Origin of the sequence: Mesorhizobium sp. ESP7-2, assembly GCF_020164715.1 — a bacterium.
Lineage (GTDB): Bacteria > Pseudomonadota > Alphaproteobacteria > Rhizobiales > Rhizobiaceae > Mesorhizobium.
Window position 1 is genome coordinate 1 of the sequence record NZ_JAIUGQ010000071.1, and the last position, 15,512, is coordinate 15,512.

The window sequence follows — 15,512 nt, forward strand, 5'->3', positions numbered from 1 at the left end:
AGGCCGGATGGAGCCCCGACTACCTCGCCTCAATCCTCGGTCAACTTCCCCGTTAACCTGGATTCGCAGCCCTGGGGTGAAGGTTGCCTTCTCCCCGTTTACGGGGAGAAGGAAAGGGCGCCCTCAAACCGCGATCCTCGGCCTGCCCGAGGCCACCGCTACGACATGCGCTTCGATGAACATGCGCTGCGCTTCGACCGTCGAGACGCGAAACTCCGTCGCAACGTCGATCTCGGCGCTGTCGGTGCCGGCATCAAGGGCACGCTGGGCGACGATGGCGCGCACGTCGGCCTCGGCGGCCGCTATCGCCGCCGCCTCGTCGAGGAAGTCGCGCACCGTCTCACCCGAGGCAAGCCGGAACAGGCCTTCCTTGGGCTGGCTGACGCGGGCCTCGGCCGAAACCCTGACCTGGCCGACGACGGCGCCGAGCGCGTTGGCGACATCGGTATCCCGGGGCACCACGCACTCATTGCCGACCAGGGGCGCCAGGCCGGCGTAGTGCAGGGGGGCCGACGCGCCGAGCCCGATGACCGGCCGGTCGAGCGCGACGCTGAGGCGGGCGATGCCGGGGTGGGCGTCGACGGCGCGCTGGACCAGCGCGTGCGCCACGGTCGCCGCGCCATCGAGCCCGTCCTCGGCAAAGGCGGTTTCCAGGATGTATTCGGCCGACCAGCGCGTCAGCGTCACCAGCACCCGCTCCGAGATCGCTTCCGGCGAGGCAGCGATGGCCTGGCCACGGCCATCGCGCCTGCGGGCGAACAGTTCTGCGCCGAGGCGGGCGGCGGCGGCATCCCAGTTCGCCTGCTTGCCGAGCACATGCGCGGCGTCGGACGGGGTGAAGCCTGAGATATGCACCAGCCCTCGCGAGACCAGCCGGTTCAGCGTGGCGTTCTGGGCGTTCGAGGTCAGCAGCCTGTCGAGGGCGAGCGGCGTCGCGCCGATCGCCTCATAGAGCTTTGTCTCGGGGGCGGTCAGCCCCGCGGCGAGCCGGTCCGGCACGCCGGTGCGGACCGCGAAGCGGCCATCCATGCGGCCGGTGTTGGGGGCGCGCAACTGGCGTTCGAGCTCCGCTGTCACCGCCTCGCCATGCGCCATGCCGGCCAGCGCCAGCGGCACCAGGCGGCGCGGCCCGAGCAGTATCTTCGGGTTGAGCGCGCCATCCTCCAGCGTCACCTCGGAATCGCCGCCAAGGCCGAACGTGCGCATGGCGACCGCCTCGACCATGGTGCGGAAGCCGCCGACGGTGGCGCCTTCCGGATCGAGCCGCGGCCGGCCGCCATCGAGCACGGCGACGTCGGTGGTGGTGCCGCCAATGTCGGACACCACCGCATTGTCGAGCCCGGTCATGTGGCGGGCGCCGACCAGGCTGGCGGCGGGACCCGAGAGGATCGTCTCGATCGGCCGCTGGCGGGCAAACGCCGCCGAAACCAGCGCGCCATCGCCGCGCACCACCATCAAGGGAGCGGCGATGTTGCGCGCCTGAAGGAACCCCTCGGTCGCCGCCACCAGCCGGTCGATCATCGAGATCAGCCTGGCATTGAGCAGCGTGGTGAGCGCCCGGCGCGGGCCGCCGAGCTTGGCCGACAGCTCATGGCTCGATGTGACCGGCAGACCGGTCCTGTCGCGGATCAGTTCGCGGGCGGCGATCTCATGCGCGGGATTGCGGGTGGCGAAATAGGCGCAGACGGCAAAGCCGGACACCGAAACGCCGAGTTCCGGCAGCATCGCCTCCAGTCCGGACAGGTCGAGCTTTGCCGCATTGCCGTGCACATCATGACCGCCCGGACAAAACACCACCGGGTCGGTGCCGAGCGCCGTCTTCAGCCCATCGCGGGCAAGATCGGCCTCGGAGAAGCCGATCATGACCAGCGCCACCCGGCCGCCCTGGCCCTCGACCAGCGCATTGGTGGCAAGCGTCGTCGACATCGAGACCAGCTTGATGTCGGCCGGATTGGTGCCAGCCTTTTTCAGCACCGCATCGACGGCGCCCGAAATGCCGACGGCCAGATCATGCCGCGTGGTCAGCGCCTTGGCCTTGGCCAGCACCTTGCCCTTGTTCGGCCCCTCTTGTGGGCCCTCGGTCTCGGACCACAGCACGGCATCGGTGTAGGTGCCGCCGGTGTCGATGCCGAGGAAGAGAGGGGCGGGCTTGGATTTGGCGGTCATTGGGTGGATCCGAGGAGTTCTGCTGCCCCGCCCCTTAGCCGATACCGACCGGCCGATAAAGCTATGTGACATGGGCCACGGTGGGATGAGAGATCGATCTCCCCCCTCGTGGGGAGATGTCCGGCAGGACAGAGGGGGGCGCTGTCCCGCCGACCTCGCCGCAATCACGGCACCATCAGCCAAGCCCGGCCTCGATCACAATATGCTGGCAGACATTATCGATGCTGCGAATGACGTCGTCGTTCCAGAACCGCAGGACAGTCCAACCGTCTTGCTCCAGGGGCAATGTCCTGCCTTCGTCGCCGGTGACTGAGTCCGCATGCTGGGAACCGTCGACTTCGACGACAAGTTTCTTATCCGGGCAAGCGAAGTCGACAATGTAACCAGCGATTGGGAATTGTCGGCGGAAACCAAGCCCCATCAGGCGGTGCGCACGAAGCTCGTTCCAGAGCTTCAATTCGGCGGATGTCATGACCTTGCGCATCGATCTGGCGTTTGCGCGATGTCTTGGGGGCAATGGCGTATGAGGCATTGCGATCCTCGCTATTGAAGTCGGCGCTCTACGGCGCCCCCTCTGTCCTGCCGGACATCTCCCCCACGAGGGGGGAGATTGGCAGCTCTGGCGCCGCCTTACCCGACGAATCCGACCTTCTTATGCGACCCATCGCAGAACGGCTTGTTGGCCGAGTGGCCGCAGCGGCACAGGAAGACCTTCGTGGTGCGGTCGACCGTGTGGCCGGTGCCGGTGACGATCTCGACATTGCCTTCGAGCTTGAGCGGGCCGTTCGCGGTCGGCGTCGCCTTCAGCGGGCCGTTGCGGGTCTCCAGCGCTGGCGTATCCTTCAGCGCCGGTTCGCCGGTGGCGGCAAAGCCGGCCTTGATATGGCTGTTGTCGCAGAACGGCTTGTTCTGCGAGGCGCCGCAGCGGCAGAGCGTGGCGCGGAAAAACGTCTCGTCGCCAAGCACGATCTCGGCATGCACCGCCAGCGGGCCGTTTTCGCGCAGCCGCACGGTGTTGACCGCAGGCGGCTTTTCCTGCGGGCCGCCATCCTTGCGGACATAGGTGATGGCGCCCGAGGGGCAGTTCTCGGCCAGCGCGACGATCTTTTCGACGCTGGCCGCCTCGGGATGGATCCATTGGCCCGGCGCGTTGGGCACGAAGACATGCGGGTCGCCAAGCACGCAATTGCGCGAGTGGATGCAGCGTTTGCCGGAAAATCCGACGTCGATCTTGTCGCTTTCGACCATGCCGGCCATTGGCGTGCTCCCTGTTTGCCTGGAGCACGCCGCCTGAATGACGCGGCGTGCCTTAGGTGTTTGGGTAGGCTATGGCTCCCAGCAGGAAAACCGTCAAGCTGGCAAACCGGTCAGGGGACCAGCTCGATCTCCTCGGTCTCGCCGCCGCTGCAGGTGTAGCAGCAATCCTCGCATTTTTCCTTGTTGCCGGGGCCGACGCCCCAATAGGTGCCCTCATCGCCATCGACCCAAGCGCCGTAGCAGATCGATTCGCCTTCATTGCAGGAAATCGGCAGCTGCTTGGTCTCGCCGTCGTCGAGATAGAAATCCTTGCCATTGCCCGGCCAGACATAGTCGCGGTCCTGGCTGTAGAGCTCGAGGCGCATGGCGTTTGGATGGCTGTTCTTGACGGCGAAGGTGACGTCGCCGGCATGGGCCGACGGCACCAGCAACATGGCGAGAGAAAGCGCGGCCAGCGAGCGGCGCGCATAGGCGCAGAACATGGTAACCCCCTGAATAAGCGGCCCATCTGGCCGCGCCGCAACCATCGCATGCCGTGCTGAATCGCGGAAGTGGGGCTGGTGACTGGATCCCTGACTTAATTTGGGTCCGACGCGCTTATGGCCCACCTTGTCTTACGGCACCAGGTCGATCGTCTCGGTCGTGTGCTCCACGCAGATGAAACAGCAGGTATCGCAGGGCTGGTCGTTGTCTGGCCCGACGCCAGCGGAAATCTTGTCGTTGCCGTCGACCCAGGCGCCATAGCAGATGCGTTCGCCCTGATTGCAGGAGATCGGCACCGATTTCTGTGAGCCCGGATCGACAAGGAACACCTTGTCGCTGCCCGGCCAGACGGTCTCGCGGTCGCGGCTGAACAGCTCGACCGCAACCGCCTCCTTGCGCAGGTTCTTGACGAAAAACGCCATGTCGGCGGCCTCCGCCGAATTGGCCTGGACCAGTGCCGCCAGCGCAACCATGCGAAACAGCGTCACCGCCGACCTCCCCCGAATCATCACGGGCAGGATCGCACGGCCGTCCGGAACTAGGAAGACACTGGGCCCTGCGCAGTGATCTCACGTCCCAGCCTCACCACTTCGCGCACCAGCAGATCGACATCGTCGCGCCGGGTGCGATGGTTGGTGATCGCCACACGCAGCCAGTGCTCGCCGTGCACGGTGGTGTCGGAGAGTGCCGCGATGCCTTGCTCCTGCAGCCGCAGCATGATCTCGGTGTTGAGCGCCTTCAGCGCTTCGCCCGCCAAACCGGGCTGGTAGCGGAAGCATACGATGTTGATGGTCGGCGCCGCCGCCAGCTCCAGCGAAGGCTCGGCCTCGATCAGCCCGGCCAGATAGGACGCCTGCGCGATGTTCTGGTCGATCAGGCGGCCGAATTTTTCGACGCCATGTTCCTTCAGCGCCATCCACACTTTCAGCGCGCGAAAGCCGCGCGACGTCTGCAGGCCGTAATCGTGCAGCCATTCGCCGGAAGCGAGGCCGCGTGGCGTCGACTCCAGATATTCCGGCGTCACCGCGAAGCTCCGGCGGTGCGCTGCGGCATCCCTGACCAGCGCGCAGCCGACCTCGAAGGGTGCATGCAGCCATTTGTGCGGATCGAGCGCGATCGAATCGGCCCATTCGATGCCGGCAACGCGGTGGGCGTTTTGCGGCGCGATGGCGATCAGAGCGCCGATACAGCCATCGACATGGAACCACATGCCTTCCTCGTGAGCGAGTTTGGCAAGCGCCCTGAGGTTGTCGATCGCCCCGGTGTTCACCGTACCGGCATTGCCGATGACGCAGGCCGGCGTGAGGCCGGCTGCCCGGTCTTCGCCGATCGCCGCGCGCAGGGCCGATATGTCGATGCGCAGTCCGGCATCCGTCGGGATGCGGCGCAGCGCCAGGTTGCCGAGCCCAAGCGCTTCCATCGCCTTGCGGTGGCAGGAATGGATCTGGTCCGAGCCATAGAAGCGCAGCGGTTTTTCGATGGCGGCGACGCCGTGCTCGCGCACATCGATGCCGGCCTTGACGTTGCGCGCCACGGTAAGCCCAATGATGTTGGCCATCGAGCCGCCGCTGACCAGCGTGCCGGAGGCCGAGGCCGGAAAGCCCAGCATCTCCTTGCACCAGTTCACCACCTGGCTGTCCATCAGCCCGGCGGCGTGGTTGCCGCCGCCGAGGTTGGAGCCCTGGATCGCCGCCAAGAAATCGCCGAGCGCGCCGGTGAAGTTGCTCGACCCCATGTACCAGGACCAGAAGCGCGGATGGATGTTGCCCATGGGATAGGACATCACCGTGCGGGAGACCTCGCCGTAGACATCGGCCAGCGGCGCCGGCGCACGCGGCAGGGATGCCGCGAAAAACGCTCGCACGTCCACAGGCATTTCCCGCCAGACCGGGCGGTCGCGCACGTCGCGCAGATAGTCGACGGCATCGTCGACGACCCGGCGCGACAGGGCCTGGACATCGGCCCAGTCGGCGGGGTCGAGCGTTTCCTCGGCCATTATGCCGACGGTTTCTCGCGCGATGTCCATGACTGCCTCCCGTCAAGCCGCCGGGAATTGGCAGCCAGGCGTCGAGCGCGACAGCGCCAGCTCGTCGGCGTCCATCTCGGCCTCGATGCCGTCGAACAGCGGCGTCGACATATAGCGCTCGCCAGTGTCGGGCAGCATGCACAGGATTACCGATCCCGCGGGCGCCTTCTCCGCGATCTGGCGCGCCACGGCGAAGGTCGCGCCGCCGGAAATGCCGGTGAAGATGCCTTCCTTCTGGGCCAGCGCCCTGGCCCATTTGATACCGTCTGGCCCGGCGATCGGGATCACCTCGTCGTAAAGGCTGGCATCGATCGCCTCCTGCAGGACGTTGGGGATGAAATCCGGCGTCCAACCCTGGATCGGGTGCGGCTCGAAGGCCGGATGGCTGGCCGCAGGGGCGCCATCGGCCCCGCGCTGCTGCGCCTTGCCGCTGCCGATCAGTTGCGCATTGGCCGGCTCGGAGAGCACGATGCGCGTGTCGGGCCGTTCACGGCGCAAGACGCGCGCAACGCCGACGACAGTGCCGCCGGTGCCATAGCCGGTGACGAAGCAGTCGAGCCGCGAGCCGGCGAAATCATTGATGATTTCGCGCGCGGTCGTCGCCTCGTGGATGGCGGCATTGGCGGCCGTCTCGAACTGGCGGGCAAGGAACCAGCCATTGGCCTCGGCCAGCTCGACCGCCTTCTTGTACATGCCGAAACCCTTTTCGGCGCGTGGCGTCAGCACCACCTTGGCGCCGAGCATGCGCATCAGCTTGCGGCGCTCGACCGAAAAGCTGTCGGCCATGGTGACGACCAGCGGATAGTTCTTTTGCGCGCAGACCATGGCGAGGCCGATCCCGGTGTTGCCGCTGGTCGCCTCGACCACGGTCTGGCCCGGCTTCAGCGCGCCGCTGCGCTCGCCCTCCTCGATGATGTTGAGCGCCAGCCGGTCCTTCACCGAGGCGCCCGGATTGAAGAACTCGGCCTTGACGTAGATGGTCGCATGGGCCGGTGCGAGATTGTTGATGCGCACCGCCGGCGTGTCGCCGACCGTGTCCAGAATGCTGTCGAACAGGTGGCCGCGCCCGGCGGTGGTCCTGATTCTTTGTTTGTTCAACATCGTTGATCTCCTCCATCGTGTTCATCTTCACAGGCCGGTTACAAACCGCCGGCCTGGGCGGCGAGGTTTCGAGACCTTGTCGCGCTAGGGCTGACATGCCGGCGATGCGGCATTGACCGCGGCCGGCGCGAAATTTGCCGCCGGATGCGCCGTGTCGTGTTTGGTGATAAAGCAAGGGCCGACAGGCCAGCGTGGGAGCAGGCGTGGAAACGGACGTGGAAACCGCACCATCGAGGCAGGACGGCGGCATGCCGTGCATGTCCGTGCGGCTGCTCGGACCGTTGACGGTCACGCGCAACGGCGCGCCGATGGCGCTGGCGGCGTCACGCAAGCTGCGGGCGCTGCTGGCCTATCTCGTGCTGGCGCCGCACCCGGTGGGGCGCAGCCGCCTGTGCGAACTTCTGTGGGATGTGCCCAACGATCCGCGAGGCGAGCTGCGCTGGTGCCTGAGCAAGTTGCGCGGCGCTCTCGACACGCCGGACCGGCGCCATGTCCGCACGCAGGACGATACGGTCGCGCTCGATCTCGGCGGCTGCCTTGTCGATGCCCTGGAGATCAGCCGTGCCGCCGCGCACGGGATCGACACACTCGATGCGGAGCGGTTGCGAACCCTGGCAAAACTCTTCGCCGGCGATTTTCTCGACGGGCTGGAGCTCGAACGCAATCCGCACTTCAACAGCTGGCTGATCGGCCAGCGCCGCCGCTTCCGGTCCGTCCATGCAGCGGTGTTGGAACGGCTCGTCGCGAGCCTGCCCGCGGACTGCGACGAGGGCATCGCGCATCTCGACAGGTGGGTGGAACTCGCGCCTTTCGACGAGCGCGCGCATACGACGCTGCTGGCGAGCCTCGCCCGGCGCGGCGAGATCGCCGCGGCCGAGAGGCATCTGGCGGTGGCGGCACAATTGTTCCAGTCGGAAGACCTGGATTTCGCCCCGCTGCGGGCAACATGGCGCATGATCCGTGACCAGCAGGCGCAGCCGGCCTGCCAGTCCACGGGATCGCAATTGGCGTCATCGCTAGACCTGCTCAACCATGGTCCGCCCGACTCCGGTCCAGTCGAGCCGAGCCATGCTTCGCTGGCGGTGATGCCGTTTGTGGAGGAAGCCGGCCTGCGCGGCGGGCTGGCCGACGGCCTCACCCATGACATCATCACCCGTCTCGCCAAGCTGCGGGATTTCTTCGTCATCGCGCGCGGATCGGTGTTCGCGCTGGCCGACAAGGGCATCGCGCCCGAGGAGGCAGGCCGCCGGCTGAAGGTCGACTATGTCGCCACCGGCACGGTGCGCAGCATGGCCAGCCGCCTGATCGTCAGCGTCGAACTCGTCGAGGTGCGTACCGCCAGAATCGTCTGGGCCGAGACCTTCGAGCGCCGTCCGGACGACATTTTTGCGGTGCTCGACGACATCGGCGACAGCATCGTGTCGTCGATCTCGGTGGAGATCGAGACGGTCGAGCGCAACCGCGCCCTGCTGAAGGCACCCAACTCACTCAATGCCTGGGAGGCCTATCATCGCGGCCTCTGGCACATGTACCGCTTCACCCAAGCCGAGAACGAAACGGCGCGGCATTTCTTTGCCAGGGCCTTGCAGCTCGATCCGACCTTCGCCCGCGCCTATGCCGGCCTGTCCTTCACCCATTGGCAGAACGCCTTCCAGCGCTGGGGCGACCGCGACCGGGAAAGCGCGCTGGCCTTCGAGAGCGCCGGCCAAAGCCTGCTGGTCGACGACCACAATCCGGCCGCTCACTGGGCGATGGGGCGGGCGCTGTGGCTGCGCGGCGAACAGGAGGGCTCACTGGGCGAACTGGAACAGGCGGTGAACCTCAGCCCCAATTTCGCGCTCGGCCATTACGCGCTGTCCTTCGTCCATTCGCAGTCGGGCGACCCGCGGGCGGCAATCGGCTCCTCCGATCATTCGCGCCATTTGAGTCCATTCGATCCGCTGCTGTTCGGCATGCTGGGCGCGCGGGCCATGGCGCATGTCCGGCTCGGCCAGTTCGAGGAGGCGGCCGTATGGGCGCTGAAGGCGGCGGCGCGGCCGAACGCGCACACCATCATCCTGGCGATCGCGGCACATTGCCTGGCGCTGGCAGGACGGCTCGACGAGGCGCGCGGCTTTGCCGCCGCCATCCGCAAGACGTTGCCGGACTACCGCGCCGACGATTTCATCGGCACGTTCCGCTTCGAGCCCGACGCCGAAGCGTTGTTCCGGCAAGGCGCAAGGCGGATTGGGCTCGGCTGATTTCAGGCTTGAACGCCTGCGTTAACGAAGTCGGAAGGAGTTGCTTAACCGTTCGCGGCTATGTGACCTCGGGGGGTCCATGGCAAAGTGAGTGTGATGAGCGACAGCCCCGACAAGCGCAGCAGCGAATGGCGCGCCATTCTTCATATACAGGCCCGTATCGCCGTGCTGTTCGTTCCGGTCGTGGCCAGCCTGCTGCTCATCGCCGCCCTTGCCGGCAACGACCGCAAATCCGTTCCCGATGTCGACCGGACCGTTACCGGGTCGGTACGATAAATCAGGCCGAATCCGCTTTTCTCCGGGCTGCTCGGTAGCTCAGTAGAAGCGAGGGATCGGGCCGTTCTGCGGCGTCGTGCGGTCGCCGAGGTCGAGAAAGATCTCGTCGACATAACACCAGCCCCAGCCTTCCGGCGGATCATAGCCCTCGATCACGGGATGGCTGGTGGCATGAAAATGCTTGGTGGCGTGGCGGTTGGGTGAGTCGTCGCAGCAGCCGACATGGCCGCAGGTGCGGCAGAGCCGCAGATGCACCCACCACGAGCCGCTCTTCAGGCATTCCTCGCAGCCAAGCGCGCTCGGCGTCACGTCCTTGATATCAGCCGCGTGTCTGCACTCGTCAGCCATCACACTCTCCCGACAGGTCGAGGCGCGTCGGCACGGCTGCCTTCCCGCGCAAGAAATGCATGCAACGCCGCCACCACCTGGGCGCCTTCGCCGACGGCAGCCGCGACGCGTTTGACCGAGCCGGAGCGCACGTCGCCGATGGCGAACACGCCGCTGCGGCTCGTCTCCATCACGCCGTGCGCCGATGCTGTGTCCGAGCCGGTGCGGATGAAACCCCTGGCATCCAGCGCCACGTCGGATTGGGCGAGCCAATCGGTGTTCGGATCGGCGCCGATGAACAGGAAGAGATGGCGGATCGGCCGCGTCGTCGAGGCGCCGCTCGAGCGGTCGCGCCAGCGGACCGTGGCAAGATTGCCTTCCTCGCCGTCCAGCGCCTCGATCTCGGTGCCGGTCAGCACCTCAATGTTCGGCTGCGCCCTGATGCGCTCGACGAGGTAACGCGACATCGAGGCCTCGAGACTGCCGCCACGCGCCAGCAGCGCCACTTTCCCGACATGGCTGGCCAGGAAGACGGCCGCCTGGCCGGCCGAATTGCCGGCGCCGACCAGCGCCACTTCCTGGCCGCCGCAAAGCCGTGCTTCGATGGGCGAGGCCCAATAATGCACGCATGTGCCTTCGAACTCGGCGAGGTTGGCGACATCGAGGCGGCGATAGCGCGCGCCGCTGGCGATCACCACCGAGCGCGTGTGCACCGTCTCACCGTCGCCGACCGCAAGCTTGTAGCGCGCGCCGTCGGTGGCGGCGCCGAGCAGCTTCACCTCGTCGGGGATGACCATCTCGACGCCGAATTTCTGCGCCTGGTTGTAGGCGCGCGCCATCAGCGCCATGCCGGTAATGCCCGTGGGGAAGCCGAGATAATTCTCGATGCGCGCGGAAGCGCCAGCCTGGCCGCCGAAGGCCCGGCAATCGAGCACGATGGTCGACAGCCCTTCGGACGCCGCATAGACCGCCGCCGCCAGCCCGGCCGGTCCGGCGCCGACGATGGCGACGTCATAGACCTTGCTGGCGTCGACCGGCCGCAGCAGGCCGATGCAGCGGGCGAGGTCTTTCTCCGCGGGATTGAGCAGCAGCCTGCCATTCGGGCAAAGTACGACCGGCAAATGGTGCGGATCGACATGGAAGTGCTCGAACAGGGTTTTTGCACAAGGATCGGTTTTTGAATCGAGCACGCGGTGGGGCTGGCCGCTGCGGGCGAGAAAGCCCTGCAGGCGAAGGACGTCGCCATTGTCGGCCGGTCCGACGATGATTGGACCGATCGTGCCGCTCTCGAGCAGCCCGACGCGGCGCAAAATCAGCGCCCGCATGATGCGCTCGCCGAGATTGGCCTCCTGCACCATCAAGTCGCGCAGCCTCTGCGAGGAGATGACGAACGCTTCGACCGCCTCGGCCGCTTGCGCATTGACCAGCGAGGGACGGGCCGAAAGCTGCGCCAGTTCACCGACGAAGCTGCCGGGACCATGCGTGACGAGCGTCTCGCGCCGGCCAAATTTGCCATCCTGGGTGATGTCGACCTTGCCCGACAGGACGACGATCAGCCCCGGGGACACATCGCCGGCCTCGAAAATGTGCTCGCCGGCGGCATAGGCGCTGGCCTCGCCGAACCGGCGCATGCGATCGATGTCCGCCCCGGCCAGAGTTGGAAACGCCTGGTCGCGGCGGGCGCCGAAGATCGCGGTGCTGGATTGAGACATGGCAGCGAGCGTAGCGAAGCGGGCGCGCGGTTTGAAGCGGTTTGTTCGCGGACTAGCCGGGAGGGGAGGTTGGGCCAGTCACCACGCCGTCGCTCCGGGATGACCAGGGCCGGCCCACTTGAGAATTTCGAAACTCAGGGTTCGCCGCCCAGAGGAATGATCGCCTTGGGCCGCGGCCGCCTCTCAGGAGCCAGCCGCTTCCGGCAACATACGCTTGAGCACATCGTCCTTGCGGATGAAATGATGCCACAGCGCCGCCGCCGCATGCAGTCCGGCAAGGATGAGGATCAGATTGGCGCAGAGGCTGTGCAGTTCCCTTACGAATCGGGCCGCGTCGCGGTCGGGAGAAACCGGCGCCGGGATGGTGAAGAGGCCAAAGAAGCTCAACGCATCGCCCCTGTACCACGTCAGCACGATGCCAAGAACCGGTATGGCCACGAGCAGTGCGTAAAGCACCAGATGCGCGACCTTGGCCGTCCATCGTTCCAGCTCTGACATTTGCCGCGGCAGCCCCGGGGTTCCCAATGTCAGGCGCAGGCTGACGCGGACAACGATCAGCACGAACAACAGCATCCCAAACGAAATATGAAGCCACCAGACGAGCGCACGGCCGGGGTCGCCGCGGGGAAAAAGCTCCTCAACATAGGTCAAGCCATAAAGACCGATAACCAGCACGAACACGGCCCAGTGCATGGCCTTTTGCGCGCTTGTGTAGGTGGGATTCATGCGAAGCATCCAGTTTTGAATGTTTCTAAACTACGCGCGATCATGTCAAAGCTTTGTCGGGACAGTGGTCCTTTTTGGTCGCGCCGGGCAGGACGCGATGCGTCCTTTCGGGAGGCGCCGGGAGATGAGGCACTGAGCCGTAGCCGAACCGGCGCATGCGATCGACATCCGCCTCGGCCAGCGTTGGAAACGCCTGGTCGCGGCGGGCGCCGAAGATCGCGGTGCTGGCGGGAATTGCGGCGTGGATGGTGGGCGGTGCGTCGTGCCTGTGTCGCTGCCTAGCGGCGAGGCCTGCCTCGACGGTGCGCATTTTGATCAAGTCAAAGTAACCTATAAGTAAGATAGGCCCGGTATCGATAAGGTACTTTGAATAGTATCAAACATTAGAGATAGTTAAAATACAATGGTCCTAACTACTGAAGTTTCTCAGTACAGCCCGCCGGCAAAATGGTCAGTGAGACTGGCATTCTGCGTAGGCATCTATGTCCTGGTCGCATTCTTCCTGGACCCGCAATCATTCGTAGCTCTAAGTCAGATTTACGCCGAAAAATTCGTCGTCGCCATTCCTATATTGTTGGTTGGTGGCGTTGGCACCGCGGCGCTCATTTTCGGGCGTCAGGCTCCGACGCGATACGCCGTCGAACTGCTTCGAGCGCGCTGGCGGGGCTGTGTGCCGGTGCTCCTGTTCTTCCTCGTCGGCATGACTGCGTTTTCCACCCACAAGAGCATGATCCCGGGGATCGTTCCGTTCTATGCCGACCCATGGCTTGCCGACCTGGACGAGTGGATACACGGAGCGGCGCCATGGGAATTGGCGCATCGTCTCGATCACGATCTATGGGCATTCTTCGTTTTTAAGAATTACGATGTGCTTTGGTATGCGCAATGGTTTGGAACGGTTCTTTTCGTGGCGATGTGGTCGGATCGGATCGCACGCATTCGCTATCTCTGGGCGCTGGCGTTGACCATCTCGATCATTGGTACCTTGCTCGCCCTCTTCCTGTCGTCGGCGGGTCCGATCTACTATGATCACTTCGTCGGCGATAATCGCTTCGGTGGTCTCGGGGTCGCCATGTCTGCGCTGGAGTCCAGCGTTATCGTGCGAGAATACGCCGATTATCTCTTGACCCTGCACACGACAGGGAATGCAGGCCTGGGAGGCGGCATCTCGGCCATGCCCAGCCTGCACGTCGCCCTTGCCGTCCTGAACGCATATTTCCTTTCCTCCCTCAACCGCTGGCTTGGCGTTCTCGGCTGGATCTTCGCGGCCTTGATCATGTACGGGTCGGTATACACCGGATGGCACTACGCGGTGGACGGCTATATCTCGATCATAGCGGTATCGGCGATCTGGTGGGGGAGCGGGCGCCTGGTGCGCGAATAGCTTTTGCCGACTCGCCGTATCATACCGACGCGAAACCTTCGAATACCTGGTATTTGTCCATGGCTTCTTCTGAAACCACGCGAGATCTTTCGCAAGCAAAGCGGTTTCGTCTGTGGCTCGCATACGCGAGGCGCCGCGATGCGACGCTTCACGCAACCGTCCTTGCGTTCGTCGTCCTGACCTTTCTGGTCGCAACAATCAGGGGCGAATCGATCCTGCCCCATGTCTTCGAATATGCCGGCCGGGTCGTGCGAGCCTTTGTGCTGTTAAGTTCCGCCCTTGTCCTCTGGGCTTGTTCATGCGCGCTCGTCCGGGGTCGCCATGGATCACCCGTCAGTCTCGCGACGGCTCAGCTGCGAAGCTTGGTTACGTCGAGCACGTTGGTACGGTATCTCTACGCTTGCGCCATATTGGCCCTCTTCATGGCAGCCTTCCTCTACAACAAGATGATGATCCCGGTTGTGGTCCCCTTCCAATGGGACGAAACCTTCTCCCGCTGGGACGCAAGTCTCTTGGGTGGATACCAGGCATGGCAAATCATCCAGCCGATCGTTGGCGTACCCTGGATCACCCTGCTGTTCGACATTGCGTATTCATCATGGGTGCCGATGGTCTTCCTGTTCTGGGGAGGGCTGTTCGCCAGCCCGCGCGTGCCGCAGCCGATGCGTGTCCGCTACTGGAGGGCGACGGTCATTTCCTGGCTCCTGATAGGCCTCGTGATGGCAGCCATGTTCTCTTCCGCGGGACCCTGTTACTTTTCGAAAATAGTCCCGGGCACGCCCTCGCCGTATGTCGATCTCATGCGTTATCTTGACGAGGTCGCAGCCGCCTATCCGTTGTCTTCAGCCTTGGCCAAGAATCTTCTCTGGCAGGTCTATATTGGCAATGTCGACCTGCCCGGAGGCATCTCGGCCATGCCCAGCATGCACAACGCGCAGGCGGCATTGTTTGCGGCGGTCGCGTACTCCATCAACCGCAGGTTCGGCCATGTCATGCTGGCCTATGCCGTGCTGATCTTTCTCGGCTCCATTCATCTTGGATGGCACTACGCCGTGGATGGCATTGTCGGCGTTGCCGTAGCGCTCGCCATCTGGCTGTGTTGCGGAAAGCTTGGCCAGGAGCGAACAGTGGCACTCTCTTGAGCGTCGCGCGCGAGAGAGGTGCGGCAATGTAAAGGGAGTTGGCGCGCCCGGACCGGTTTATCCTCCGGCAAGCCCGGGGGCGCCGCGTAGGAGTTCTGCGGCCATCGTCGTCCCTCCCGCCGCACCATTCGATTGGCGGCAGGGGTGCACCGCGTGCTCGTGCCGTAGCAGCCTTTTAGTTCAACAGGCGGGCACGCCAAAAATGCACAAAAAAGTGGGCGCAATAAACCGAATGGCTTGTGATCCCGTTGGTAGTCGGGAAAAAATGGTGCCCAGAAGAGGACTCGAACCTCCACTCCTTGCGGAACACGGACCTGAACCGTGCGCGTCTACCAATTCCGCCATCTGGGCTGGTGCGGGCTCAATAAGCGGGCAAGCGATTGCTGTCAACGCGCTTTTTTCGAAGGCCGCCACTCGCCGACTCAGTTTCGGGCGCCGGCGCTGCCCCTCACCTGCCTGCCGGCATCCTCTCCCCGTATAGGGACGGGGAGAGGGGCGCTCTCACCGACGATTTCGCCAATTATCGGCGTTGCAAAAAGAGCGCCAGCGTCGCGGTCGGCTTCTTTCTCCCCGTCACTATACGGGGAGAAGTGCCCGGTGTCCGAACCGGATAGATAGGTAACAGAATGGACCGATAGCATGGGTGACAGTTTTCTTGTCCGCCGGGAGGAC

The 15,512-nt window shown here is 64.7% G+C and carries 15 protein-coding genes and 1 tRNA gene; 4 read left to right on the forward strand and 12 right to left on the reverse strand.

The window, feature by feature from the left end:
• Positions 1 to 123: 123 nt before the first annotated feature.
• From LB543_RS32620 to LB543_RS32650, 7 genes are all read right to left on the reverse strand, one after another.
• Entirely contained in the window at positions 124 to 2,166 is a 2,043-nt protein-coding gene (locus LB543_RS32620; RefSeq protein ID WP_224617227.1) for a hydantoinase/oxoprolinase family protein, read from the reverse strand.
• A 175-nt stretch (positions 2,167 to 2,341) separates the two neighbouring features.
• Entirely contained in the window at positions 2,342 to 2,698 is a 357-nt protein-coding gene (locus LB543_RS32625) for an endonuclease domain-containing protein (protein WP_224617228.1), read from the reverse strand.
• 98 nt (positions 2,699 to 2,796) lie between these two features.
• Entirely contained in the window at positions 2,797 to 3,423 is a 627-nt protein-coding gene (locus LB543_RS32630; protein ID WP_140760302.1) for a CDGSH iron-sulfur domain-containing protein, read from the reverse strand.
• Positions 3,424 to 3,533: 110 nt separating this feature from the next.
• Positions 3,534 to 3,905, reverse strand: a complete 372-nt coding sequence (locus LB543_RS32635) for a hypothetical protein (protein ID WP_140760300.1) — start codon at positions 3,903 to 3,905, stop codon at positions 3,534 to 3,536.
• A gap of 132 nt (positions 3,906 to 4,037) precedes the next feature.
• Positions 4,038 to 4,394 carry a hypothetical protein gene (locus LB543_RS32640; protein ID WP_224596790.1) on the reverse strand — a complete coding sequence of 119 codons (357 nt, stop codon included), beginning with the start codon at positions 4,392 to 4,394 and terminating at the stop codon, positions 4,038 to 4,040.
• Between the two features lie 50 nt (positions 4,395 to 4,444).
• A complete protein-coding gene (locus tag LB543_RS32645; protein WP_224617229.1) occupies positions 4,445 to 5,932 on the reverse strand; it encodes a pyridoxal phosphate-dependent decarboxylase family protein in 1,488 nt (495 codons plus the stop codon).
• A gap of 12 nt (positions 5,933 to 5,944) precedes the next feature.
• The gene (locus LB543_RS32650; RefSeq protein WP_224617230.1) at positions 5,945 to 7,033 is read right to left on the reverse strand and encodes a PLP-dependent cysteine synthase family protein; all 1,089 of its coding nucleotides are present in this window, start codon (positions 7,031 to 7,033) and stop codon (positions 5,945 to 5,947) included.
• 248 nt (positions 7,034 to 7,281) lie between these two features.
• On the opposite strand from LB543_RS32650, the gene LB543_RS32655 reads away from it, so the two are divergent.
• A complete protein-coding gene (locus LB543_RS32655; RefSeq protein ID WP_224617236.1) occupies positions 7,282 to 9,273 on the forward strand; it encodes a BTAD domain-containing putative transcriptional regulator in 1,992 nt (663 codons plus the stop codon).
• Positions 9,274 to 9,369: 96 nt separating this feature from the next.
• Positions 9,370 to 9,549, forward strand: coding sequence for a hypothetical protein (locus tag LB543_RS32660; RefSeq protein WP_181178680.1), 180 nt, complete (start codon positions 9,370 to 9,372; stop codon positions 9,547 to 9,549).
• A 39-nt stretch (positions 9,550 to 9,588) separates the two neighbouring features.
• On the opposite strand, the gene LB543_RS32665 is transcribed toward LB543_RS32660, so the two are convergent.
• From LB543_RS32665 to LB543_RS32680, 4 genes are all read right to left on the reverse strand, one after another.
• On the reverse strand, positions 9,589 to 9,897 hold the full coding sequence (locus LB543_RS32665) for a UBP-type zinc finger domain-containing protein (protein WP_140760292.1): 309 nt from the start codon (positions 9,895 to 9,897) through the stop codon (positions 9,589 to 9,591).
• Positions 9,897 to 11,588 (reverse strand): FAD-dependent oxidoreductase, encoded by a 1,692-nt coding sequence (locus LB543_RS32670; RefSeq protein ID WP_224617231.1) that lies wholly within the window; start codon positions 11,586 to 11,588, stop codon positions 9,897 to 9,899. Before LB543_RS32670 ends, LB543_RS32665 begins: the two co-directional genes overlap by 1 nt.
• A 183-nt stretch (positions 11,589 to 11,771) precedes the next feature.
• On the reverse strand, positions 11,772 to 12,314 hold the full coding sequence (locus tag LB543_RS32675) for a cytochrome b (protein WP_224617232.1): 543 nt from the start codon (positions 12,312 to 12,314) through the stop codon (positions 11,772 to 11,774).
• 40 nt (positions 12,315 to 12,354) lie between these two features.
• Complete coding sequence (locus LB543_RS32680) at positions 12,355 to 12,633, reverse strand: hypothetical protein (protein WP_224617233.1); 279 nt, start codon at positions 12,631 to 12,633, stop codon at positions 12,355 to 12,357.
• Between the two features lie 135 nt (positions 12,634 to 12,768).
• Between LB543_RS32680 and LB543_RS32685 the strand changes: the two genes are divergently transcribed.
• Both LB543_RS32685 and LB543_RS32690 read left to right on the forward strand, forming a co-directional pair.
• Positions 12,769 to 13,698 carry a phosphatase PAP2 family protein gene (locus tag LB543_RS32685; protein WP_224617234.1) on the forward strand — a complete coding sequence of 310 codons (930 nt, stop codon included), beginning with the start codon at positions 12,769 to 12,771 and terminating at the stop codon, positions 13,696 to 13,698.
• A gap of 59 nt (positions 13,699 to 13,757) precedes the next feature.
• On the forward strand, positions 13,758 to 14,840 hold the full coding sequence (locus LB543_RS32690; RefSeq protein ID WP_224617235.1) for a phosphatase PAP2 family protein: 1,083 nt from the start codon (positions 13,758 to 13,760) through the stop codon (positions 14,838 to 14,840).
• Positions 14,841 to 15,106: 266 nt separating this feature from the next.
• Here the strand turns inward: LB543_RS32690 and LB543_RS32695 are convergent.
• A tRNA-Leu gene (locus tag LB543_RS32695) sits at positions 15,107 to 15,191 on the reverse strand.
• Positions 15,192 to 15,512 lie beyond the last annotated feature (321 nt).

Coding starts and splice junctions, on each gene's coding strand:
- LB543_RS32620 (WP_224617227.1), bottom strand. CDS start 2,166: ATGACCGCCAAATCCAAGCCCGCCCCTCTCTTCCTCGGCATCGACACC.
- LB543_RS32625 (WP_224617228.1), bottom strand. CDS start 2,698: ATGCCTCATACGCCATTGCCCCCAAGACATCGCGCAAACGCCAGATCG.
- LB543_RS32630 (WP_140760302.1), bottom strand. CDS start 3,423: ATGGCCGGCATGGTCGAAAGCGACAAGATCGACGTCGGATTTTCCGGC.
- LB543_RS32635 (WP_140760300.1), bottom strand. CDS start 3,905: ATGTTCTGCGCCTATGCGCGCCGCTCGCTGGCCGCGCTTTCTCTCGCC.
- LB543_RS32645 (WP_224617229.1), bottom strand. CDS start 5,932: ATGGACATCGCGCGAGAAACCGTCGGCATAATGGCCGAGGAAACGCTC.
- LB543_RS32650 (WP_224617230.1), bottom strand. CDS start 7,033: ATGTTGAACAAACAAAGAATCAGGACCACCGCCGGGCGCGGCCACCTG.
- LB543_RS32655 (WP_224617236.1), top strand. CDS start 7,282: ATGCCGTGCATGTCCGTGCGGCTGCTCGGACCGTTGACGGTCACGCGC.
- LB543_RS32660 (WP_181178680.1), top strand. CDS start 9,370: ATGAGCGACAGCCCCGACAAGCGCAGCAGCGAATGGCGCGCCATTCTT.
- LB543_RS32665 (WP_140760292.1), bottom strand. CDS start 9,897: ATGGCTGACGAGTGCAGACACGCGGCTGATATCAAGGACGTGACGCCG.
- LB543_RS32670 (WP_224617231.1), bottom strand. CDS start 11,588: ATGTCTCAATCCAGCACCGCGATCTTCGGCGCCCGCCGCGACCAGGCG.
- LB543_RS32675 (WP_224617232.1), bottom strand. CDS start 12,314: ATGAATCCCACCTACACAAGCGCGCAAAAGGCCATGCACTGGGCCGTG.
- LB543_RS32690 (WP_224617235.1), top strand. CDS start 13,758: ATGGCTTCTTCTGAAACCACGCGAGATCTTTCGCAAGCAAAGCGGTTT.